General features: G+C 60.0%; 23 protein-coding genes. 17 read left to right on the top strand and 6 right to left on the bottom strand.

What is annotated here, in order from left to right; translation table 11 throughout:
* Positions 1–369 precede the first annotated feature (369 nt).
* The 9 genes from O9X91_RS04650 (at position 370) to O9X91_RS04610 (ending at position 12,652) form a co-directional block, all read left to right on the top strand.
* Entirely contained in the window at positions 370–1,296 is a 927-nt protein-coding gene (locus tag O9X91_RS04650; RefSeq protein WP_137410690.1) for a D-alanine--D-alanine ligase, read from the top strand.
* Entirely contained in the window at positions 1,284–2,216 is a 933-nt protein-coding gene (locus O9X91_RS04645) for a cell division protein FtsQ/DivIB (protein WP_162520299.1), read from the top strand. The genes O9X91_RS04650 and O9X91_RS04645 overlap by 13 nt, the downstream gene beginning before the upstream one ends.
* On the top strand, positions 2,213–3,544 hold the full coding sequence (gene ftsA, locus O9X91_RS04640; protein WP_004442783.1) for a cell division protein FtsA: 1,332 nt from the start codon (positions 2,213–2,215) through the stop codon (positions 3,542–3,544). The genes O9X91_RS04645 and ftsA overlap by 4 nt, the downstream gene beginning before the upstream one ends.
* 91 nt (positions 3,545–3,635) lie before the next feature.
* Positions 3,636–5,384, top strand: a complete 1,749-nt coding sequence (ftsZ, locus tag O9X91_RS04635) for a cell division protein FtsZ (protein WP_142911614.1) — start codon at positions 3,636–3,638, stop codon at positions 5,382–5,384.
* Positions 5,385–5,656: 272 nt separating this feature from the next.
* Positions 5,657–6,616, top strand: coding sequence for a UDP-3-O-acyl-N-acetylglucosamine deacetylase (lpxC, locus tag O9X91_RS04630; protein WP_142911613.1), 960 nt, complete (start codon positions 5,657–5,659; stop codon positions 6,614–6,616).
* A gap of 233 nt (positions 6,617–6,849) precedes the next feature.
* Positions 6,850–7,716, top strand: coding sequence for an outer membrane protein assembly factor BamD (locus O9X91_RS04625; protein WP_077981683.1), 867 nt, complete (start codon positions 6,850–6,852; stop codon positions 7,714–7,716).
* A 15-nt stretch (positions 7,717–7,731) separates the two neighbouring features.
* The gene (gene recN, locus O9X91_RS04620) at positions 7,732–9,405 is read left to right on the top strand and encodes a DNA repair protein RecN (protein ID WP_269833416.1); all 1,674 of its coding nucleotides are present in this window, start codon (positions 7,732–7,734) and stop codon (positions 9,403–9,405) included.
* A gap of 114 nt (positions 9,406–9,519) precedes the next feature.
* Positions 9,520–11,694 (top strand): NAD-dependent DNA ligase LigA, encoded by a 2,175-nt coding sequence (gene ligA / locus O9X91_RS04615; protein ID WP_142911611.1) that lies wholly within the window; start codon positions 9,520–9,522, stop codon positions 11,692–11,694.
* A 64-nt stretch (positions 11,695–11,758) separates the two neighbouring features.
* Positions 11,759–12,652, top strand: a complete 894-nt coding sequence (locus O9X91_RS04610; RefSeq protein ID WP_269833417.1) for an aminoglycoside phosphotransferase family protein — start codon at positions 11,759–11,761, stop codon at positions 12,650–12,652.
* Between the two features lie 6 nt (positions 12,653–12,658).
* Here O9X91_RS04610 and O9X91_RS04605 read toward each other — a convergent pair whose 3' ends face one another.
* On the bottom strand, positions 12,659–13,192 hold the full coding sequence (locus O9X91_RS04605; RefSeq protein WP_269833418.1) for a GNAT family N-acetyltransferase: 534 nt from the start codon (positions 13,190–13,192) through the stop codon (positions 12,659–12,661).
* A 193-nt stretch (positions 13,193–13,385) separates the two neighbouring features.
* On the bottom strand, positions 13,386–14,315 hold the full coding sequence (locus tag O9X91_RS04600) for a DMT family transporter (protein WP_269833419.1): 930 nt from the start codon (positions 14,313–14,315) through the stop codon (positions 13,386–13,388).
* A 197-nt stretch (positions 14,316–14,512) separates the two neighbouring features.
* Here O9X91_RS04600 and gcvA point away from each other — a divergent pair, with 197 nt between their 5' ends.
* From gcvA to O9X91_RS04585, 3 genes are read left to right on the top strand one after another with little or no spacing between them, the layout of a single operon-like run.
* Positions 14,513–15,415, top strand: coding sequence for a transcriptional regulator GcvA (gcvA, locus tag O9X91_RS04595; protein WP_077981688.1), 903 nt, complete (start codon positions 14,513–14,515; stop codon positions 15,413–15,415).
* Between the two features lie 43 nt (positions 15,416–15,458).
* A complete protein-coding gene (locus O9X91_RS04590; RefSeq protein ID WP_173989688.1) occupies positions 15,459–16,067 on the top strand; it encodes a 3'-5' exonuclease in 609 nt (202 codons plus the stop codon).
* Positions 16,068–16,113: 46 nt separating this feature from the next.
* Positions 16,114–16,605, top strand: a complete 492-nt coding sequence (locus tag O9X91_RS04585; RefSeq protein WP_077981689.1) for a CreA family protein — start codon at positions 16,114–16,116, stop codon at positions 16,603–16,605.
* 35 nt (positions 16,606–16,640) lie between these two features.
* Here the strand turns inward: O9X91_RS04585 and O9X91_RS04580 are convergent, their stop codons facing one another.
* The gene (locus tag O9X91_RS04580) at positions 16,641–17,108 is read right to left on the bottom strand and encodes a chemotaxis protein CheW (protein ID WP_004430791.1); all 468 of its coding nucleotides are present in this window, start codon (positions 17,106–17,108) and stop codon (positions 16,641–16,643) included.
* A gap of 225 nt (positions 17,109–17,333) precedes the next feature.
* Here O9X91_RS04580 and O9X91_RS04575 point away from each other — a divergent pair, with 225 nt between their 5' ends.
* The 3 genes from O9X91_RS04575 (at position 17,334) to O9X91_RS04565 (ending at position 19,201) form a co-directional block, all read left to right on the top strand.
* Positions 17,334–17,492: a hypothetical protein gene (locus O9X91_RS04575; RefSeq protein ID WP_244614207.1), complete on the top strand. Its 159-nt coding sequence runs from the start codon at positions 17,334–17,336 to the stop codon at positions 17,490–17,492.
* A 141-nt stretch (positions 17,493–17,633) separates the two neighbouring features.
* On the top strand, positions 17,634–18,242 hold the full coding sequence (sco, locus tag O9X91_RS04570) for a cytochrome oxidase assembly protein Sco (protein WP_142911607.1): 609 nt from the start codon (positions 17,634–17,636) through the stop codon (positions 18,240–18,242).
* 80 nt (positions 18,243–18,322) lie between these two features.
* Positions 18,323–19,201: a 50S ribosomal protein L11 methyltransferase gene (locus tag O9X91_RS04565; protein WP_077981692.1), complete on the top strand. Its 879-nt coding sequence runs from the start codon at positions 18,323–18,325 to the stop codon at positions 19,199–19,201.
* Between the two features lie 145 nt (positions 19,202–19,346).
* Here the strand turns inward: O9X91_RS04565 and O9X91_RS04560 are convergent, their stop codons facing one another.
* Positions 19,347–19,520 carry a hypothetical protein gene (locus tag O9X91_RS04560; protein ID WP_003522343.1) on the bottom strand — a complete coding sequence of 58 codons (174 nt, stop codon included), beginning with the start codon at positions 19,518–19,520 and terminating at the stop codon, positions 19,347–19,349.
* Positions 19,521–19,813: 293 nt separating this feature from the next.
* On the opposite strand from O9X91_RS04560, the gene O9X91_RS04555 reads away from it, so the two are divergent.
* Positions 19,814–21,655 (top strand): aminopeptidase P family protein, encoded by a 1,842-nt coding sequence (locus O9X91_RS04555; RefSeq protein ID WP_142911606.1) that lies wholly within the window; start codon positions 19,814–19,816, stop codon positions 21,653–21,655.
* Here O9X91_RS04555 and O9X91_RS04550 read toward each other — a convergent pair.
* Entirely contained in the window at positions 21,652–21,966 is a 315-nt protein-coding gene (locus tag O9X91_RS04550; RefSeq protein ID WP_080816506.1) for an AzlD family protein, read from the bottom strand. The two genes, O9X91_RS04555 and O9X91_RS04550, sit on opposite strands and share 4 nt — an antisense overlap.
* Positions 21,963–22,682 (bottom strand): AzlC family ABC transporter permease, encoded by a 720-nt coding sequence (locus O9X91_RS04545; RefSeq protein WP_137410681.1) that lies wholly within the window; start codon positions 22,680–22,682, stop codon positions 21,963–21,965. The genes O9X91_RS04550 and O9X91_RS04545 overlap by 4 nt, the downstream gene beginning before the upstream one ends.
* A gap of 182 nt (positions 22,683–22,864) precedes the next feature.
* On the opposite strand from O9X91_RS04545, the gene O9X91_RS04540 reads away from it, so the two are divergent.
* Entirely contained in the window at positions 22,865–23,101 is a 237-nt protein-coding gene (locus O9X91_RS04540; RefSeq protein WP_077981696.1) for a DUF2164 domain-containing protein, read from the top strand.
* Positions 23,102–23,113 lie beyond the last annotated feature (12 nt).

The raw sequence follows: 23,113 nt of genomic DNA, 5'->3' as shown, positions 1-23,113 counted from the left end.
ATTCAGGCCGCGGTTTTAAAACGCTGAAACGCCAGATAATTTTCCCTGGGGAATAATCCCGTCTGTTAACGTTTCGACCTTGCCTTTATCGCGGAGCAGGAGCCGTGCGGCTGCCGTTTTATTTTCGATCATTGAAAACCTGTATGTTGCAATCCGTGCAACTCTCTGATTCCAAGGAGGGAATCCGGATCGGTGCTGATTCTTTAACGAAACTCGGCACGTTGGACGCGGCGGTTAACGAAAGTAAACGATTCATTAACCTTAATGGCGTTTAACTGATCTCAAGGATCATGTGCCAGAATCACCGTTCGTCAAATCCGGTCGGTTCGGGGCGTGGTTCGTAACGGAGAGTTGGTGTCAGAGGGTTCGATGAGCGGCAAGCACGTAGCTGTTCTTTTGGGTGGATTTTCGTCGGAGCGGCCGGTCAGCCTGTCGTCGGGCAACGCTTGCGCGCAGGCTCTGGAAGACGAGGGCTACAAGGTCACCCGGGTCGATGTGGGGCGCGATATCGCCGCCGTACTCGACGAGCTGCGCCCGGACGTCGCCTTCAATGCACTGCACGGTCCCTTCGGCGAAGACGGCACCATTCAGGGTATCCTCGAATATCTCGCGATTCCCTATACGCATTCCGGCGTGCTGGCTTCCGCGCTCGCCATGGACAAGGCGCAGGCCAAGAAAGTTGCCGCGGCTGCCGGCATCCCGGTGGCTGCCGAGCGCGTCATGAACCGCTTCGATTTCACCAGCGAACATCCGCTTGCGCCGCCCTACGTCGTGAAGCCGGTGCGCGAAGGTTCGAGCTTCGGTGTCGTGATCGTCAAGGAAGACCAGTCGCATCCGCCGCAAATCCTCACCTCGTCGGAATGGCGTTACGGCGATCAGGTCATGGTCGAGCGCTATATTCACGGCCGGGAATTGACCTGCGGTGTACTCGACGGCGAGGCGCTGGGCGTCACCGAAGTGGTGCCGCTCGGTCACAATTTCTATGATTATGATGCGAAATATGCGGCTGGTGGCTCGAAACATGTCATTCCCGCAGAAATTTCACCGAAAATTTACCAAAAAATTCAAACACTGGCGGTTATGGCGCATCGGGCGATCGGATGCCGTGGCGTAAGCCGTTCAGACTTTCGTTACGACGACCGTTTCTCAGAAGATGGCGAAGTTATCTGGCTTGAAGTGAATACGCAGCCGGGCATGACGCCGACCTCCCTGGTGCCGGAAATGGCGGCCCATGCTGGCCGCTCCTTTGGTAACCTTGTCAGCTGGATGGTGGAGGACGCTTCGTGTTTGCGGTGACCGGCAAAAAGTCGACGGCAAAACAGCGCGAGCAATATGCGGCGGCGGCCAATGCCGACGATCGCAGGGTGCTGCCGCGTCCGCTGCGCCGCTTCGTGCGTTTCGGTGTCAGCCTTGCGACCGGACGCATTCACATTCCCGCCCATACCGGCACGATTTCGGCTTTCGCCTTTTACGCGGTGATCGGGCTTTACGGCATGTCGCTCGGTGGCCACACCAATATCGTCACCCAGACGACGACCTCGGCTGCCGGTTTCGCAGTCGAGGATGTGAAGGTCTCCGGCAACCGGCAGACCTCCGAAATCGATGTATTCCAGCTTCTCGGCCTCGACGGCAGCACCTCGCTGATTGCGCTTGATATCGATGCGGCGCGCCGCAAGCTGGTGCAGCTTCCCTGGGTGGAAGATGTCGATATCCGCAAGGTGTATCCCAAGACCGTGGAAGTCCGGCTGAAGGAGCGTCAGGCCTTCGGCATCTGGCAGCACGGAACAGAACTGTCGTTGATCGAAAAAAATGGCAGCGTGATTGCGCCGTTGCGGGACAATAAATTCGCCTCCCTGCCGCTCTTCGTCGGCCGCGACGCGGAAACGGGTGCTGCCGGTTTTGTCGCGCAACTGGCCGACTGGCCGGAAATCCGCAACCGCGTTCGCGCCTATGTCCGCATTGCCGGCCGCCGCTGGGATCTGCATCTCGATAACGGCATCGTCGTTAAGCTGCCGGAAGAAAACCTGCCGCAGGCGCTGCAATTGCTGGCGCGGCTCGATCTCGAGGAAAAGGTGCTGTCGCGCGATGTCGCCGCCGTCGATCTGCGGCTGTCGGACCGCACCACGATCCAGCTGACCGAGGGCGCTGCCGAGCGCCGCCAGGCCGCTGTCGACGCGCGCACCAAGGCTCTCAAGAAGGCGGAGAAGAACACATGAGCTTTTTCGGTTCTTCCCATTTCGGCCTGCCTCGCCTGAAGCCATTGTCTTCCAAGCGCAGCCACATCGTTTCGGTGCTCGACATCGGCTCGACCAAGGTCGTGTGCATGATCGGCCGGCTTACGCCGCGCCAGGAAAGCGAAATCCTGCCGGGTCGCACCCATAAGGTCGAAATCATCGGTATCGGCCATCAGCGCTCGCGCGGCGTAAAGTCCGGCGTGATCGCCGATCTTGACGCGCTCGAAGGCGTCATCCGTCTTTCGGTCGACGCGGCCGAGCGCATGGCGGGTCTGACCGTCGACAGCCTGATCGTCAATGTTTCCGCAGGCCGGCTGGCGAGCGACATCTATACGGCGAGCATCGATCTCGGCGGCCAGGAAGTGGAGGCAAGCGATCTGCGCAAGGTTCTGGTGGCGGCAAGCCAGCAATCCATGCGTCAGGACCGGGCGATCCTGCATTCGCTGCCAACAGGTTATTCGCTGGATGGCGAGCGCGGCATTCGTGATCCGCTCTCCATGTATGGCGATCTTCTCGGTGTCGACATGCATGTGGTGACTGTCGAACGCACGGCGCTGAAGAACCTCGAGCTTTGCGTCAATCGCGCGCATCTTTCGGTCGAGGGCATGGTGGCGACACCCTATGCCAGCGGTCTTGCGGCACTGGTGGATGACGAAGTTGAACTCGGCTGTGCGGCCATCGACATGGGCGGCGGCACTACGACGATCTCGGTTTTCGCCGAAGGCCGGCTCATTCATACCGACGCAATCGGGCTTGGCGGCCATCACGTTACGACAGATCTTGCACGAGGCCTCTCGACACGAATCGAAGATGCGGAGAGACTGAAGGTGGTGCATGGTTCGGCTTTGCTGAATGGCGCGGATGAGCGCGACATGATTTCGATCCCGCCGATTGGCGAAGATGATCGCGATCAACCATCGCAAGTTTCAAGAGCACTTGTTACCCGCATCGTGCGGGCGCGTATCGAAGAGACGCTGGAATTGATCCGTGATCGTATCCAGAAGTCCGGCTTCAGCCCGATTGTCGGCAAGCGCGTCGTCCTGACCGGCGGCGCAAGCCAGCTGACGGGTCTGCCGGAAACGGCGCGGCGCATCCTTGCCCGCAACGTTCGTATCGGCCGCCCCATGGGTGTGGCCGGTCTTCCGGTCGCGGCAAAGGGCCCTGCCTTTTCGACGGCGTGCGGACTGATGATCTATCCGCAGGTGGCGGATATCGAAATTCATGCGGCGCAAGGCGGAATGTTCTCGCCGTTCGGCAACGGTAGCGGCCGGATAGCCCGGGTGGGGCAATGGCTGAAAGAGAGTTTTTGAGTGGCCTCGTGGCGCAAGCCGGAGGTTTCAGAGTTGAGTTTCAAGAATCGGCCAGCGGGGCGATGCGGCCAGAGAAAGAAGGAATGTTAAAATGACGATACAGCTGCAGAAGCCTGATATCACAGAGCTGAAGCCACGCATCACCGTCTTCGGTGTCGGCGGTGGCGGTGGTAACGCTGTCAACAACATGATCACGGCCGGCCTCCAGGGCGTCGACTTCGTCGTCGCCAACACGGATGCGCAGGCGCTGACCATGACGAAGGCAGATCGGGTCATTCAGCTCGGCGTCAACGTCACCGAGGGTCTCGGCGCCGGTTCGCAGCCGGAAGTCGGTCGCGCTGCCGCTGAAGAATGCATCGACGAGATCATCGATCACCTGAACGGCACCCATATGTGCTTCGTCACCGCCGGTATGGGCGGCGGCACCGGCACGGGCGCTGCTCCCGTCGTCGCACAGGCTGCCCGCAACAAGGGCATCCTGACGGTCGGCGTCGTCACCAAGCCTTTCCACTTCGAAGGCGGCCGCCGCATGCGTCTTGCCGAACAGGGCATCGAGGAACTGCAGAAGTCCGTCGATACGCTGATCGTCATTCCGAACCAGAACCTCTTCCGTATTGCCAATGACAAGACGACCTTTGCGGACGCCTTCGCCATGGCCGACCAGGTTCTCTATTCCGGCGTTGCCTGCATTACTGACCTGATGGTGAAGGAAGGTCTCATCAACCTCGACTTCGCCGACGTCCGTTCGGTCATGCGCGAGATGGGCCGCGCGATGATGGGCACCGGCGAGGCTTCCGGTCCGGGCCGTGCGATGCAGGCTGCGGAAGCGGCGATCGCCAACCCGCTGCTCGACGAAACCTCGATGAAGGGCGCACAGGGCCTCTTGATCTCCATCACCGGTGGTCGCGATCTTACCCTGTTCGAAGTCGACGAAGCGGCGACCCGTATCCGCGAAGAAGTCGATCCGGATGCGAACATCATCCTCGGCGCAACATTCGACGAAGCGCTGGAAGGTCTCATCCGCGTCTCCGTCGTCGCAACCGGCATTGACCGCGTTGCAGGCGTCGGCGAGCAGAACGTTGCCGAAATGCGCGCCGCAGCCGCCGCTGCAAAGCCGCTTATCCGTCCTTCCGCGGCCGTTGCTCCCGCTCCGGCCGCAGTCCAGCCTGCCGCAGTCTCGCAGGCACCGAAGGCCGTAGACCCGATCGCGCAGACCATCCGTTCGGCAGAAGCCGAAATGGAACGTGAACTCGGTTTCGCCGCACACCAGCAGCCGGCACAGGACTTCCGTCCGCAGAGCAAGCTGTTTGCATCTTCTCCGGCTGAAGCGCCGGCGGCTCTCCGTCCGGTTCAGCAGGCGGCTCCGGCTCCGGTAGCCCAGGCTCCGGCCTATCATGCTCCGGAACAGGTTTCCGCTCCGGCGCCGCGCATGCAGCAGCCGCAGGTGCCCGTCTATCAGGAGCCCGCACCGGTTGCGCGCCAGCCCGAGCCGGTTCGCATGCCGAAGGTCGAAGACTTCCCGCCGGTCGTCAAGGCCGAGATGGAACATCGCACCCATGCCGCTCCTGCCGCCCAGGAAGAGCGTGGCCCGATGGGTCTTCTGAAGCGCATCACCAACTCGCTTGGTCGCCGCGAAGAAGAAGAAGTTCCCTCCGACATGATGGACGCACCGAGCATGGCTCCGCAGCAGCGCCGCGCGCCGCTTTCGCCGGAAGCAAGCCTCTACGCACCGCGTCGTGGCCAGCTTGACGACCACGGCCGCACAACGCCTGCCTCCTCCAGTCATCACGATGATGACCAGCTGGAAATCCCGGCCTTCCTGCGTCGCCAGTCCAACTAAAGGCGATTCCATAATCCCCTTGAAACGCCCGGATCACACGATCCGGGCGTTTTGTTTATTTCACGTTGTTAACACTAAATTAATTCGTATTTTCAACGGCTTGTGCATGTAACAATCCGAAACGAACAGTGATTTGTCGTGGCACCTACATGTGCGTATGTATGAGGCTGGGTAAAGGAACAGATTGACTTTGCCGGTCGTTAAAAGCCGGCTTGAAAACTTTGAACGGCGCTGGCCCAAGCGGCGCGGTTTGCAAAACAAGGCATATTCGCATGACCATCGGACTGCTCGGATTTCAGACAACTATCGCACATGCTGTTCAGCTTAAAGGCATTGGCGTGCATTCCGGCAATCCGGTCTCGATGACGTTCCAGCCCGCAGAAGCTGGAACGGGCATCGTTTTCAATCGCCTTCATGACAATGGCAACGTTACAGAACTGAAGGCGGTGTCCGCCAATGTCGGTAACACCGATCTTTGCACGGTGCTCGGCCGCTCGCTGACGCAGTCTGTCGCGACGATCGAGCATGTCATGGCCGCCATTTACGCCATGGGCCTCGACAACCTCATCATCGAGGTCGACGGTCCGGAAGTTCCGATCATGGACGGCAGCTCGGCGCCTTTCATCGAGGCGATCGAATCCGTCGGCATCAAGAACCTCGGCGTGAAGCGCCGCTACATCCGCGTCACGAAGCCGGTACGTATCGATTCGGGCGCCTCCTGGGCGGAATTCCGTCCTTACGACGGTACGCGCTTCGAGGTGGATATCGATTTCGACACGCCGCTGATCGGCAAGCAGTCCTGGAAGGGCGACCTGACGGCGGAAACGTTCAAGAACGAACTGTCGCGTGCCCGTACCTTCGGTTTCATGCGTGACGTGGAGCGCCTGTGGGCCGCCGGTTATGCGCTCGGCTCTTCGCTTGAGAACTCGGTCGTCATTTCCGATGACAACAGCGTCATCAACATGGAAGGCCTGCGTTACGCCAAGGACGAATTCGTCCGTCACAAGACGCTGGACGCCGTGGGCGATCTGGCGCTTGCCGGTGCGCAGTTCATCGGCTGCTACCGCTCCTACCGCGGCGGCCACAAGGTCAATGCGAATGCGCTGAAGGCGCTTTTGAGCGACCGCACGGCCTATGAAATCGTCGAAGCGCCGGCAGCCCGCAACCAGATGGTTCGCGCCCGCGAATTCGTTGCTGTCAACATGCCGGAATTCGCACCCTGGTCTGCTTGAGTTCCTTCGCAGGCTATCAATTGACAGAAAAAGCCGCTCCCTTTGGGGCGGCTTTTTCGTGATGCGAACAAGAAGTTGCGTTATATCGTCTGATATTCATGCGATTGCATGGGTGGATGCCATAAAAATGCGTTAATGCGTCATCATTGCGTTGCCCTGCGGATGCTTTTATGGCTAGAACGCCATTGCAAAGCCGATGCTTATGTATTTGCGCGGGAAGTGGGAACTGTCGAATGAAGCATGTAGGGTCTGGTGCAATGAAGGGTACGATGCGGGGGATCGCCGTTTCGTTGATGTTGGTCGGCGCGAGTGTCGCCATCACGGCCTGCCAGTCCGATCCGGATATCGACATCACCAAGCTCGGCGTCGAGACCGATCCGCCTGACGTTCTGTACAAGCAGGGGCTTGCCAACATGAACGCTGGCAACATGACAGAAGCCTCACGCAAGTTCGAGGCGATCGACAAGCAATATCCGTTCACCGAATGGGGCCAGAAGGCGCTGGTGATGCAGACTTTTATCGCCACACGCACCAACAAGAACGATGTGGCGATTACCACTGGCAGCCGGTTCCTGCGGCAATATCCGCGCGCGAAAGATGCCGCTTATGTTCAGTACATGATCGGCCTTGCCTATTCGAAGCAGATTTCCGATGTCACACAGGACCAGCGCGCAGCACAGCGCACCGTCGAGGCGATGAACAAGGTCGTCAATGACTATCCCGATTCGGAATATGTCGCCGACGCACAGGCCAAGATCCGTTTTGCCCGCGACCAGCTCGCCGGCCGCGAAATGCAGGTCGGCCGTTATTATCTTGAGCGCAAGGAATATCTCGCCGCCGTTTCGCGTTTCCGCATCGTCGTCGAGCAGTACCAGAACACCAACCAGATCGAGGAAGCGCTGGCGCGTCTGACCGAAGCCTATTACGCCATGGGCCTGGTGGACGAAGCGCAGACCGCGGCTGCCGTTCTCGGTAACAATTATCCCGACAGCCAATGGTATGCGGATTCCTACAAGCTGCTGAAGGGTCAGGGGCTGGAGCCGCGTGAAAACAAGGGGTCCTGGATTTCGCGCGCCGGCAAGAAGCTCATCGGCGCTTGAGACGGGGCATAGGCCATGCTGGTCCAGCTCTCGATTCGCGATATCGTTCTCATCGAAAGGCTCGACCTCGGTTTCGAGGCGGGCCTTTCCGTGTTGACGGGCGAGACGGGTGCGGGCAAATCCATTCTTCTCGATAGTCTTTCGCTGGCGCTTGGTGGCCGCGGCGATGGCGGCCTTGTGCGGCACGGCGAGGACAAGGGGCAGGTGACGGCCACCTTCGAAGTCCCGAACGATCATCCCACCCGGCTTCTCCTGCGCGAAAACGGCCTTGATGACGATGGCGACCTTATTTTTCGTCGTGTGCAATCTGCCGACGGGCGAACCAAGGCCTATGTCAACGATCAGGCCGTGAGCGTGCAAATGATGCGCCAGCTCGGGCAATTGCTGGTGGAAATTCATGGTCAGCATGATGATCGCGCGCTTGTCGATACCGATGCGCACCGAACGCTGCTGGACGCCTTTGCTGGGCTGAGCGATGAGGCTCGCGCTGTTCAGGGCCTATACCGCACCTTTAAGGACGCCGAACGTGCGCTGAAGACGCACCGCGCCAAGGTGGAGGCGGCGGCGCGCGAGGCGGATTACCTTCGCTCGTCCGTCGAGGAACTGGAGACGCTCTCGCCGCGCGACGGCGAAGAGGAGGAGTTGGCCGAGCGCCGGGCGGTGATGCAGAAATCCGAACGCATTGCCGGCGACATCGCGGAGGCCAGCGAGTTCCTGAACGGCAATGCGTCGCCTGTGCCTGTCATCGCGTCGATGATGCGGCGTCTGGAGCGCAAGAGCCACGAAGCGCCGGGATTGCTGGAAGACACCGTACAATTGCTGGATGCCGCGCTGGACAGTCTCTCCAACGCACAGATGGAAGTGGAGGCGGCCCTGCGCCGCACCGAATTCGATCCGCGTGAGCTGGAGCGGGTGGAGGAGCGGCTGTTCGCGCTGCGTGCCGCCGGGCGCAAATACAATGTCGCCGTACCCGATCTGCCGGCTCTCGCCGAAAAAATGGTGGCCGATCTCGCCGATCTCGATGCCGGCGAAGAAAAGCTCGGCAAGCTTGAGGCCAATCTCGGCGTGGTGAAGGCCGATTTCGACCGTGCCGCACAATCGCTTTCCGACAAACGCCGCAACGCGGCGGAAGCGCTTTCCAACGCGGTGATGGCAGAACTGCCGGCGCTGAAGCTGGAACGGGCGCGGTTTACCGTCGAGGTGACCTCCGATCCCGAACAAGCGACGGCGGACGGTATAGACACGGTGGAATTCCACGTCCAGACCAATCCGGGCACACGCCCCGGCCCGATTATGAAAGTGGCCTCGGGCGGCGAATTGTCCCGCTTCCTGCTGGCGCTGAAAGTGGCGCTGGCGGATCGTGGTTCGGCGCCGACCCTGGTGTTCGACGAAATCGATACGGGCGTTGGCGGTGCGGTGGCGGATGCCATCGGCCAGCGGCTGCGCCGCCTGTCGAAAACCGTGCAGGTCCTGTCCGTCACCCATGCGCCGCAGGTGGCGGCGCGGGCGGCCACTCATCTTCTCATTTCCAAGGGTCCATCCGGCGACGGCAGCGAGCGTATCGCGACGCGCGTGGCCACCATGGAGCCGAAGCACCGCACCGAGGAGATCGCCCGCATGCTGGCCGGCGCATCGGTGACGGACGAGGCTAGGGCTGCGGCGGCTCGCCTGCTGGCGGCCAAGGACTGACGGCGACCCGTTGCCTTGCGCAAGCGGATGCGGCCTGTGAGTCCAACGGCAAAACTGTTTTTAATGTTTGTTATTTCGGCTAAAAGCGTTCGGTAATTCCGAAAAGAGGCCGTCATGTCGCAAGACCAGAAATCCGTCGAAAACCTCACCGAGCTTGAAGCCTCTTCCGAGCTTGCATTTCTGGCGGCTGAGCTTGCGCGGCATGATGCGCTTTACCACGGCAAGGATGCGCCGGAGATTACGGACGCCGAATATGATGCGCTGAAGCGTCGTAATGACGCCATCGAAGCGGCTTTCCCGGCGCTGGTGCGGGCCGACAGCCCGTCGAGAAAAGTCGGCTTCGCGCCGCTTCCGACCTTTGCGCCCATCGTGCATGCGCGGCCGATGCTGTCGCTCGACAATACCTTTTCGGAAGAGGATCTGCGGGATTTCGTCAGTTCCGTCTATCGCTTCCTCGGGCATCTGCCGGACGATTCCATCGCCTTTACCGCCGAGCCGAAGATCGACGGGCTTTCCATGTCGATCCGCTACGAGAACCGCAGGCTGAAGACCGCGGCGACGCGAGGAGACGGCACGACCGGTGAAAATGTCACCGCCAATATCAGGACCATCAAGGAAATTCCGGACGAACTGCCCGCCGATGCGCCCGATGTGGTGGAAGTACGCGGCGAGGTCTATATGGCCAAGAGCGACTTTCTGGCGCTCAATGCCCAGATGGAGGCCGAAGGCAAGCAGACCTATGTGAACCCGCGCAACACGGCATCCGGTTCGCTGCGCCAGCTCGACGCCAATGTCACGGCGAAACGCAAGCTGCGGTTCTTCGCCTATGCGCTGGGCGAGGTTTCGAATGGCGGCCAGCCGGCGCGGCTCGCCGATACGCAATACGGCATTGTTGAGAAGTTCCGCGAGTGGGGTTTCCCGGTCAATCCGTTGATGAAGCGATTCACCTCGGCCCAGCAATTGCTTGAACATTATAACGAAATCGGCGTTGCGCGGCCCGATCTGGATTACGATATCGACGGCGTCGTCTATAAGGTCGACCGACTCGATCTGCAGGAACGGCTTGGTTTCCGCTCGCGCAGCCCGCGCTGGGCCACCGCGCATAAGTTCCCGGCCGAGCAGGCCTTCACCACCGTTGAGAATATCGAGATACAGGTGGGGCGCACTGGCGCCTTGACGCCGGTGGCGCGGCTCACACCGATCACCGTTGGCGGTGTCGTCGTTACCAATGCGACGTTGCACAATGCCGATTATATCGAAGGTATCGGCAATAGCGGCGAGCGCATCCGCCCGGAAGACCACGATATCCGCATCGGCGACACGGTCATTGTGCAGCGCGCCGGCGATGTCATTCCGCAGGTGCTGGATGTGCTTCTGGAAAAGCGTCCGACTGAGTCGGTGAAATATGCCTTCCCGGAGAAATGCCCCGTCTGTGGCAGCCATGCGGTACGGGAGCGCAATGAAAAGACCGGCAAGCTCGATTCGGTCACGCGCTGCACCGGCGGTTTCGTCTGCCGGGCGCAGGCGGTGGAGCATCTCAAACATTTCGTTTCGCGCAATGCCTTCGACATTGAGGGGCTCGGCACGAAGCAGATCGATTTCTTCTTCGAAAGCGACGATCCTGCACTCTCGATCAAGACAGCGCCTGACATTTTCACGCTGAAGGCGCGACAGGAGGCGTCTCATCTGACCAAGCTCGAAAATATCGACGGCTTCGGCAAGGTCAGCGTCAAGAAGCTGTTCGACGCCATCGATGCCCGCCGCGAGATCGATCTGCACCGGCTGATTTTCGCTCTTGGCATCCGTCATGTGGGCGAGACCACGGCGAAGCTTCTGGCGCGCTCTTACAGCACTTATGAGCATTTCGAGGAGGCGATGAAGGCGGCGGCTGATCCTGCAAGTGACGCCTGGGCTGAACTCAACAGCATCGATGGCATCGGCGAGGTGGTGGCGCGCGCCATCATCGAGTTCTACAAAGAGCCGCGCAATCTCGATGTCATCGACCGGCTGATACGGGAGCTTCGCCCGAAGGAGGCCGAAAAGCCCTCGACCGATGGCAGCCCGGTAGCGGGCAAGACTGTGGTCTTCACCGGCTCGCTCGAAAAATTCACCCGTGACGAGGCGAAGGCCCGCGCTGAAAGTCTTGGTGCGAAAGTCGCGGGGTCGGTGTCGAAAAAGACCGATATTCTGGTGGCGGGGCCGGGGGCCGGTTCCAAGCTTGCCAAGGCGACGGAACTGGGCGTGCAGACCATGGACGAGGATGAGTGGCTGGCATTGATCGGCGGTTGAGGTTCCGTCATCGCAATGTTGTTCTCTGCCGCTAGAGCTTTGCACCTGACACGGAGAGCGCAGCATGGATGACCGTATTGTCGTCAGCACAGAACAGGTCCGGGCGCTGATCGCCTGCCAGTTTCCGCACTGGGCGGGGTTAAATATCCGGCCGGTGGAACTGAGCGGCTGGGACAATCGCAGCTTCCGTCTTGGCGATGAGATGCTGATCCGCATGCCAAGTGCCGCCCGGTATGTTGCGCAGGTCGAGAAGGAGCACCGGTGGCTGCCGGCGCTTGCGCCGCTCCTACCCTTTTCGATCCCTGCGCCATTGGCGCTCGGGCAGCCGGGACAGGGTTATCCGTTCCACTGGTCCGTCTATCGCTGGCTTGAGGGCGAACCGCTCGCCAGGTATCTGGATCGTGTTGATCTTTCTACCATCGCCATCGATGTTGCCGCGTTTATAAGGGCATTGCACGGGGTGGATGCTTCGGATGGCCCACCCGCAGGCGCGCATAATTTCCATCGCGGCGGCTCGCTTTCGGTCTATGACGGGGAGGCGAAGGCTTCGGCGGCGCGGCTTGCGGACGAGGTGGATCAGGCGCTGGCCATGGAGATATGGCAGCTTGCACTTTCGAGCCACTGGCGGAAGCAGGGAGTGTGGGTGCATGGAGACATTGCCGGGGGCAATCTGCTGGTGAAGGACGGCCGGCTTTCAGCCGTCATCGATTTCGGCAGTTCCGGCGTCGGCGATCCGTCTTCCGATCTCATCCTCGCGTGGAATGTGCTCGATGCGGAAAGCCGCGCCGTTTTTCGTAAGGCGCTGGAGTTGGATGAGGCCACATGGCAGCGCGGGCGCGGCTGGGCGCTGTGGAAGGCTTTGATCGTGCTGGATGCGGAGCGCGGATGTAACGACAAAATGGCCGAATGGTCGCGGCGGACCATTCGGGAGGTGTTTTCGGATCACCTGGACAACTGACCGGAACTATCGAAGACGCGCCATCACGTGAGCATCGACATATTTTCCGTCACGATAGGCGTCGTTGCGAAGGGTGCCTTCGCGTTCGAAGCCGAATTTCTCGTAAAGCCTGATTGCCGGGAGATTGTCGGTGAAAACATTGAGTTCGATCCGCTTGATGTCGTGCCAATTGTCGGCGGTATCTATCAGCGCTGCGAGAAGGTGTGATCCCACTCCTTTACCGGCAAAATCGTCGTGAACACTGATCACAAGATCGGCAATGTGGGACTGCCTTCCCGCCCTGCGAAACAGTCCAGCATTGGCAACGATCTTTCCTCGCCATTCGGCAACGATGGCGATATCGTTCGGGCCACGGTTCTCCATCGCTTTCCGTGTCTTTTCAACGGACTGAAACGGTTGTCGAAGCGTGCCGTGACGGACGCCAGGCAGGTTGAACATTTCGGTCAAGGCTTCGGCATCGTCCAGGCGCGCCGCACGCAGGATGACTTCGTTCAAGCTGAATTGCGAATCTTCATTATCGGCAAATTTCAAGTTCTGCATGCCTGTCTCCTTGGGCGTATTGGGGCGTGTGGGGAGCAGGTTTGCGAACCCTGCTCTCTTGGCAGGGTAAAAATGGATCGCTTAACGCGACGACACACCTTTCCCTGCCGAATGGCCGGTGATGGTATGGCGAGGGGTGGTATTCTGCTTCGTTGCGATCATGCGTGCAGAATGCTTTTGCCCCGTGTTCCTGTCAAGCGGGCGCGTTGCGCAACAGTCTTCGGAGTTTTGCCGGCAGCCTGCCGTCGATCGCCGCAAGACCGGCGGCGATCATCGCCATGCCAACGAAGTGCTTTATTTCCAGTTGCTCGCCGAGGAGGAGCGAGCCGAGCAGGATGGCGCTGACGGGAATGAGGAAGGTGACGAGAGCGAGGTTGGTGGCGCCGGCGCTGGCGAGGATGCGGAAGAAGATCAGGTAGGCGAGCGCTGTCGACAGGAGGGCGATGCCGACAAGCGCGCCCCACGTTCCGAGGCCCGGCATGGCCAGCATCCATGGTTTATCGATAAGGAGGGCGGCCGGGATGAGCATCAGTGTTGAGGAGGAGATCTGGCCAGTGGCGGTCATCAGCGGCGGTACGCCCATGGCCTTGAAACGGCGACCGAAGATGCCCGCGAAGGAATAGGAAACGGCGGCGCCGAGAATGGCGATCTGGCCCCAGAGGCCGGATGAGCCGGTGAAGGCGGCCGGGCCGATCATGGTCGCCACGCCGGCAAAGCCGATCACGACCCCGGTCAGCTTGTTGCCGGTCATCTTCTCGTCGGCGGTCAAAAAATGGGCGACGATGACGGTGAAGAGCGGCGTCGTGGCGTTGAGGATCGAGGCAAGCCCGCTGGCGATCTGGGTCTGGCCCCAGACGATCAGGCAGAAGGGGATGATGTTGTTGAGCAGGCCCATGCCGAAAAAGGCACGCCACACCGCCCATTCACGCGGCAGGTGAAGGCCCATGATGCGGCAGACGATCAGAAGCGCGATCGCCGCCAGGCTGACACGCAGCGTGACGATGGTGACGGGCGGCAATTCCTTGACCGCAACACCGATGAAAAAGAACGATCCGCCCCACAGAAGCGAAAGCGCGACAAGCATCGCCCATTCACCGGCATCCATCTGTTTCTGTATCGCCATCGTCGTCTCCCAAAGCTTGAATATGGACATGATCGCAGGCGGGATGGCCGCCATCCACCCGATATTGATTGAGTTTACCTCAAGTCGAAGATGAGTGGTTTTTAATGCGTTTCAGGTCTTATTGCGTCTATCTACTCCTTGTTTTATGGTTTTTTCAAACGATTGTTTCTCGTGCGATAATTGAGGTGACCTAAATCATGGTAGCCGAACTTCCTTCGTTGAAAGGGTTGCAGGCCTTCGAGGCCGCAGCGCGGTATCGCAGTGTCACGCTCGCCTCCAACGAGCTGAACGTCACGCCCGGCGCGGTCAGCCTGCAAATCCGGGAGCTGGAGGCGCGGCTTGGCGTGCAATTGTTTTTCCGCAAGCCGCGCAGCATTCAGCTGACGCGTGAGGGGGAGCGTTATTACGGCGCGCTTCGCACCGCCTTCCGGATGATGCGCGAGGCGACGGCGGAACTGACGGCGCGTTCCGAAATCACGGTGCTCACGCTGAGCTGCACGCCGACTTTCGCCGTGCAGTGGCTGATGCCGCGACTGCCCGCTTTTCAGCAGCAATACCCGCAGGTGGATGTCCGCATCAGCGTGACGAACCGATTGGTGGATTTTTCGAGGGACGATGTCGATCTTGCGGTACGGCACGGGTTCGGTCGGTATGAAGGGCTGGAGAGCATCCGCTTCATTGATGACAGCACCCTGCCGGTGTGTGCGCCGCAACTCCTGGAAAAATATGGACCGCTTCAGGAAGCGGGGGACCTGAAATCCATTCCGCTCCTGCACGATGAGAACCGCAATGAATGGCGGCGCTGGCTGGAGGCGGCGGGAGCATCGGACGTGGATGCCTCCGGCGGCACCGTCTTCATCGACAGCAACGGCGCGCTGGATGCGGCCAAGGCCGGGCATGGTATTGCACTGACCCGGCGCTCGCTGGTTTCCCGCGAGCTTGCGGAAGGTGCATTGATCGCGCCCTTCGGCAAGGATATGGCCAGTACGCTTGCCTATTTCCTCGTTTATCCCAGGCGTATGCTCGATAATCCCGATCTGGTGACGCTCATCGACTGGATGCTTTTGGAAGCGCGGTCAGCCGAGGCCGGTTCTCTTTGACGTCAATCCGGTTTATGCCGGAATGAAACAACGGGAATCACTCTTGAAAACAATCGCCATCGATTTCGAGACCGCCAATGAGGAACGGGGCAGCGCCTGCTCCGTCGGGCTTGCGTGGATAGAGGACGGCGAGATCGTTCGCGTCGAGGAGCGTCTCATCCGGCCGAAGGACATGCGGTTTTCGTCCTTCAACATTGCCGTACACGGGATTCGCCCTGCCGATGTCGAGGACGCGCCGGAATTCCCTGAGGTGATGGAGGAGTTCATCGACGACTTCTACGGCGCCACCATGATCGCCCATAATGCCGCCTTCGATTTCAGCGTCATGCGGGCGTCCTTCGATAAATACCGGCAGTCCTATCCCGATCTTTCTTATCTATGCAGCGTCAAGATCGCCCGGCATGTCTGGCCCAATCTGGCGTCGCACAAGCTGAATGTCATCGCCCACCATCTCCAGCTGCGTTTCGTGCATCACAATGCCGCCGAAGACGCCGTCGTCTGCGCGGCCGCGTCTATTGCCGCCGCCAAGGCGCTTCGCGTTGCCCATGTTCGCGATCTTCCGGAAAAGATCGGCATGGTCGCGGGGCGTCTCACCGCCACCGGCTACCAGCCCTGCAGCATGAAAAAACGCACCGTCTCCCGGGTTGCGTAACGGCGGCTTCCACCTATGTTTGAAGCAGCGTAACGGAGAAGATGCGATGACGAAGAAAACTCTGTCGGGTTTGTTTGCGGGCTTTCTGGCGTTGCTTCCAGTGACAGCGGCGCATTCGCAGGTGGTCGGTGAGGTCGGTGTCGACTGGATTGGCAACGACATCGTCATCGAGGCGATTGCCGATCCGAAGATCAAGGGTGTGACCTGCCACGTTACCTATTTCGACCGCGGTGTGATCGACCGGTTGAAGAACGGAAACTGGTTCGAAGACCCTTCCAACAACGCCATTTCCTGCAGCCAGACGGGACCGGTTGAGATCGGCGACATCGATCTGTCGAAGGGCGGAGAAGAGGTGTTCCGGCAGGGCATGTCGCTGGTTTGGAAGAAGCTCGTCGTCAGCCGCGTCTATGACAAGGGGAATGACACACTGATCTATCTGGTGCATGCGCGGGAGCTGACCGACGGTTCGGCCAAGATGGCGATTTCCACGGTGCCGCTCTATAACCAGCAGGTCACATGGCAAAAGGGCAAGCCGTAAGGCTCGCCCTCGCAATTGCGCTATAGATGCCTGGATCAGGCTGCTTCGCGTGCCAACTCGTCCGCAATCACGGTGTCGAGGTTGAGGAAGCAGACCATGCTCTTTTCCAGCGCCACGATGCCGCGGCAGAAGCTGCGCTGCTCTTCCGGAATGATATCGGGCGCGGGCTGCAGGTCTTCGGAGCGGATGGTCATCATGTCGGAGACCTGTTCCACCAGAAGGCCGACCAGCTTGCCGCCGATATCGGTGACGATGATAGCGGAGCGCTCGGACGGTTCGGTCATTTTCATGCCGAGGCGGCCGGCCATGTCGATGACGGGAATGACGGCGCCGCGCAGGTTGATGAGGCCGAGAACATAGGGCGGGGTGTGCGGCATCGGGGTAACCGGCGCCCAGCCGCGGATTTCGCGGATCGCCATGATGTCGATGCAGAATTCCTGATCGCTCAGGTGGAAGGAAACGATTTCGAGATATGCGCCGGATTGCTTTATGGCGTTGGACATGACGGCAGGTTTCCTCTGATGGCTCTCTAACAGGCCCGCGCAGGATTGAGCTTTATGCGGTGGCCGGAGAATTGACCGGGAGACATCATGTCGAGGCTTGAAAACCGCTACGGTCATAATGCACAGCAAGATTTTAAACTTTCCCTAACAATTGCGGCTGCCCCGCCGGCAAAACCCAGTATTTTGGCGGTTTTCGCGCCCACGAAAACAGGTTATGATCGGCATATGAACGCGCTCGTTTCCCAGCCGCTGAAGTTTATTCTGGCTAGTCTTGCCGCTTTGGCCTCGCTTGCCGTCGTGCTTCTTGCCTTTGACGGCTGGGTGCGGCACGGCACGGATATTTTCCTTTCCACGGTGCAGAGCGGCATCGCCTGGTGTCTGTGACGTGCTTTCCGGCTGCGGATTTGTGACAAATCAGCGCGGTTCCCGCAAATACGCCCAGTTGATTTGCCGTCCCGGTCGCCTTTCGTTATCTGTCTGTCAGGGCCAGCGACATGCCGCCGGCTTTCGGGGTAGGATTGGACAATGAGAAATATTCGCATCGTATTGTGGGCCGTCGTGCTCGTTCTCGCCGGCGTCGTCAGCTGGTTGACGATCGAAATGACGAAAACCCGGGAGCAGATGGTCGAGACGGCCTATGGCGTGCCCTTCCAACTCACGGCGCAAAATGGCCAGCCGATCACCGAAAAGGCGTTCCAGGGAAAGCCGACAGCGCTGTTCTTCGGCTTCACCCATTGCCCGGAAGTCTGCCCGACAACCCTTTTCGAACTGAACGGCTGGATGGAGAAGGTGGACCCGGCCGGCGACAGGCTGCAGGCCTATTTCGTCTCCGTCGATCCCGAGCGCGATACACCTGAGATCATGCAGCAATATGTCTCCAATGTCTCGAAGCGGATCACCGGCATCACTGGCCCGGCCGACAAGATTGCCGAGACTCTGAAGGGCTACCGCATCTATGCCAAGAAGGTGCCGGTGGACGAGAAGGATCCGAATGGCGATTACACCATGGATCACACGGCGTCCGTCATTCTGCTCGATGCCAATGGCCGGTTTGCCGGGACGATCGCTTATGGCGAAAACCCCGACGTCGCCGAGCAGAAACTTCAGAATCTTCTGAAGGGTACGAAGGTTTAATTACGCGCAGCTTATTGGACTGACTGCGGTTTTGTGGCAAAGGCAGACGCAGAACTATTAGCCAGAGAAAGCAGCCCGCCGTGAGCGAAATCCGACTTTACGTCACCACGACCGAAATCCAGGCGGGTGAAATCCTCGATCTCATGTCGGACTATTTCGGCGAGGAGGATGTCGCGATCGCCACCACCGAGGTGGATGAGAAGCGCGATATCTGGGAAGCTTCGGTTTATCTGATGGCCGATCAGGAAGAGGAGTTCCGCGAGCGCGTCAGCGCGCTGCTTGCTCCCGCATTTCCCGGTCTCGTCATCGAGAAGGAGACCGTTCCCGATGTCGACTGGATCGCCAAGTCTCTCGAGGGGCTGAAGCCGGTTCGGGCGGGGCGCTTCATCGTGCATGGCGCGCATGATCGCGACAAGGTGCAGGCGAACGATCTGGCGATTGAAATAGAGGCGGGCCAGGCTTTTGGCACAGGCCACCACGGCACGACGGCAGGTTGCCTTGAGATGATTGAGGAGGTTCTGCGGGCGCGGACCGTGCGCAATGCGCTGGATCTCGGCACTGGCAGCGGCGTTCTGGCAATTGCTGTGCGCAAGATGCGTCCCATTCCCGTGCTTGCGACGGATATAGACCCCATCGCCGTCAAGGTGGCGAAGGAAAATGTGCGGCTGAACGGCATCGTGTCCGGGATGGCGCTGGAGACCGCACCGGGTTTCCACTCGGATGCCTTCCGCAAGCATGGTCCGTTCGATCTCATCATCGCCAATATTCTGGCGCGGCCGCTCATCAAGATGGCGCCGCAGCTCGTCACGCATCTGGCGCCAGGCGGCACCGTCATCCTGTCGGGCATTCTCGCATCGCAGCGCTGGAAGGTGCTTTCCGCATACAATGGCGCAAGGCTTTCCCATGTCCGTACCATCTGGCGCAATGGCTGGGTGACGCTGCATCTGCGCAAGGACTGAAGCTTCAGCAGCATCCTTTCGGGCAAAAGAAAAGGCGGCGCTTTCGCGCCGCCTGGAAACCCGCGAGCATGGGAGGAGCTTGCTCAAGCGGGTCGACGTATTCCTGTTCGGCGCGGTGGAGGGAGGATCGCCGCGCCTGATGTCATCAGAATACGTAGCTGGACTTTGCCTTGCGACGCAGATCGGCGCGGTTCATGCCGAGCGCTTCCAGCGACTTGTCGTCGAGGTTCAGAAGGGCGGCGTTGACATGGCGGCTGACCTGACGCTCGCGTGCTTCAACAACGCGATCGAAGGCGGTGCGGAGGAAAGATTTTGCCATTGCTTCAAATCCTTGTTTGCCAGGAGAGTGTCTCTCTCGCTGTGTTGATCTGAAGATAAGCGATGTGTTTTTGTTTAGTTAGAGGGGATATGTCAGGTTAGATATGCGTTTGATGCATGTCGCTTCGCCTAGAGTATTACTTATTTCGCGAAATATGCACAATTTGTCGCCGCAATCCGATCTGTCATATATGGCTTGAAACCGGCTTTGTCCGCGTGGCATTGTCGTTGCGCGCCAATGATTTGACGGCGCAACCTTGCTGCTTTTCTCATGACAGTTCCCGAAAGACGCCCATGTTCCAGACCTTCGAAAACAAATCCGCGCCGCAATTTGGCAAGGCCCGCGTCGAGGCGCTGCGCGCCGGTTTCGATGCCCTTGGCATCGACGGTGTTCTGGTGCCGCGCGCCGATGAATATCAGGGGGAATATGTGCCGGAGTGTGCCGAGCGCCTGTCCTGGCTTACCGGCTTTACTGGTTCCGCCGGCATTGCGCTGGTGACGCGCACGGAGGCGGTGGTTTTTGTCGATGGCCGTTATACGACGCAGCTCAAGTCGCAGGTCGATCAATCGATCTTCAGCGGCGGCGATCTGGTTGGCGCGCCGCCCTCCGTCTGGCTCGCCGAACATGCTCCACAAGGTTTCCGGCTCGGCATCGATCCGTGGCTGCACACCGGCGCGGAGTTGAAGCGGCTGGAAAAGGCGCTTGCCGGCAGGGGCGGTTCGGTCGTTCTCCTGGAAAAGAATCCGCTCGATGCCCTTTGGCAGGACCGTCCCTCCGAGCCGCTGGAGCCCGTCGTTGTCCAGCCAGAGGCCTTTACTGGCAGGCTGGCGAAAGAAAAGATCGCCTCGCTGGCGGAGACGGTCTCGGCAAAGGGCGCGGACGCCCTGCTGGTTACCGATCCATCCTCCATCGCCTGGATTTTCAATCTTCGCGGCAACGACGTGCCGCACACGCCGCATCCGCTCGCCCGCGCCATCATCTATGCCGACGGCAGGGCGGATATTTTTCTCGACAAGCGCAAGACGGGCATCGAGACCGAGGCCTATCTGGCGCAACTGGCGACACAATTGCCGCCGTCGAAGATCGCTGACCGTCTGCATGCCATTGCAAGCGCCAAGGGCCGCGTCATGGTGGATGCGGACCTGACCCCGGTGGCGCTGACCGGCGCAATCACGGCGGCGGGCGGCTCTCTGATCGAGGAGGCCGATCCCGTTCGCCTGCCGCGCGCGCGCAAGAACAAGGCGGAGCTGGCCGGCTCGGCAGCCGCCCACGTGCAGGACGGCGCGGCCATGGTCGAATATCTCTGCTGGCTGGACCGCCAGCAGCCGGGCAGCGTCACCGAAATCGCCGCCGTCAAGGCGCTGGAAGCCGCTCGGGTCAAGGTGGGGCAGGGGCTGCAAAACCCGCTGAAGGACGTGTCTTTCGATACGATTTCAGGCGCCGGCGAACATGCCGCCATCATCCATTACCGCGTCACCACCGATACCGACCGCACACTTGCGGAGGGGGAGATGTTCCTCGTCGATTCTGGCGCCCAATATGTCAACGGCACCACTGATATCACCCGTACCATTGCAATCGGCGCCGTCCCGGAAGAGCAGAAGCGATTCTTCACACTGGTGCTGAAGGGCATGATCGGTATCAGCACCGCACGGTTTCCGAAGGGAACGCGCGGCTGCGACCTCGATCCGCTGGCGCGCATCGCGCTCTGGAAGGCGGGGGTAGATTATGCCCACGGCACCGGCCACGGTGTCGGCTCCTATCTCTCCGTGCATGAGGGGCCGCAGCGCATTGCAAGGCTTTCGACGCAGGAGCTGCTGCCCGGCATGATCCTGTCCAACGAGCCGGGTTACTACCGTCCCGGCGCTTTCGGCATCCGCATCGAGAACCTCGTCTATGTGCGTGAGGCGGAAGAGGTGGCCGGCGGTGACCAGCCGATGTTCTCCTTCGAGACGCTGACCTGGTGCCCTATCGACAACAGGCTTGTCGTCGTGTCCCTACTGACTGACGAGGAACTCGGCTGGCTGAACGCCTACCACGCCGAGGTTCTGGAGAAGCTCTCGCCGCTCATCACCGATGAAGAGGTGAAGGCGTGGCTCGTTGCCGCGACGAAGCCGTTGGAGCGGGTCGGTTAAAACAGCGAGAAGTGCCTGATGGCGATGACGATGGCCCAGCCGATGGCGAGCATCGTCAGACCGGGAAAGCGCAGGCAGACCAGAAGCGCTGCCACCATGCCGATCTTCACCTCGTATCCGCCTTCGAAAAAGGCGGGTGCGACGAGCGTGGTCAAAACCGCCACGGGAACTGCGTTCAATCCCGCCTCCATGCGCGGCGGGATGGATTTCATCCGTGTCATCAGCACATAACCGCCGATGCGGGTGAGATAGGTGGCGATGGCGGCGAGCGCGATCAGGATCAGCGTATCTGTGTGCAGCATGTCGCTCATGGCGTTTCCACCCCGCTTTCAGAATTCGCCGCGCTGTTCGGTTTCGGCGGATAAAGGACCGCGACGAGAATTCCGGCGACCGCGCCGAGGCTCACATGCCACGGCGAGCCGACGATGTGAAAGGCAACCGTTGCGCCAACAGCGCTTGCCAGCATGACAGGGTAGAAATTCTCCCGCTGGCGGAAGCTCAAGACCATGCCCATGAAATAGATCGGCAGCAGCACATCGAGACCGATGGCTTTCGGATCGCCGACCATATTGCCGAGCGATGCGCCGAGAATGGTCATGGCCAGCCACAGCACATAGACCGGCGCTGCAAAGCCCATGTACCAGGAAAAGCCGACCGTGCCGGTATTTTCGTATTTTCTGACCGATTCGGCGAATTGCGGATCGACCAGCACGAAGAAGCCCGCAGCTTTTTGCAGGAAAGACCAGTTCGAGATCATCCGGGCAATGGCGGCGGAATAGAGGATATGGCGGAAATTGACGGCGAAGACAGATAGAACGATCAGCCAGGGGGCAACCTTCTGGCCGAACAATTCGATACCGACGAGCTGGCTCGCGCCCGCATAGACGGTGCCGCTCATGATCGTGGCTTCGGTGACGCTGAGCCCGTTATCGACTGCGACCGCGCCAAACAGCGCACCGAAAGGGGCGGCGGAGAGGGCGATCGGGAAACCGCTCTTCAATCCCTCCCGAAAATCTGCATTGAACATGTCTGGAAACTCCTTGTCGCCGCTCTATCGCCGTCCCGTCCGGCTGGCAAACGAATTGCATGAATGGATCGATTGATTAACTTGAAGCTTCCGTTACGGTAACGCCCGATATGGCCGGTGCCGGACGGACGGATTCACCGCCTTCCTGCCGTATCCCTCAATAGTCAGACGATGGAAGATCGATGCTGGAAAAGCAGGACAAGGCCGATCTGGCCGCACGCATCAGGGCTTATCTCGCCCGGGAGACCGAAGCCGAGATCGGCCAGCTGCAGGCGGAAATCTTTGTGGATTTTCTGGCCGAGGAGCTGGGGCATGTTTTTTATAATGAGGGGCTTAGGGATGCACATGCCGCGATCCTGAGACGCCTTGAGGATGCGGCAGGCGATATCGACGTGCTGGAGAAGCCGAAGCCGCGCTAATGGCGCTCTCCT

It is taken from the genome of Agrobacterium salinitolerans (genome assembly GCF_027498475.1).
Taxonomy (GTDB): Bacteria; Pseudomonadota; Alphaproteobacteria; order Rhizobiales; family Rhizobiaceae; genus Agrobacterium; species Agrobacterium salinitolerans.
Note: the sequence above shows the minus strand (reverse complement) of the source record. Positions and strands in the feature narration are given on the sequence as shown.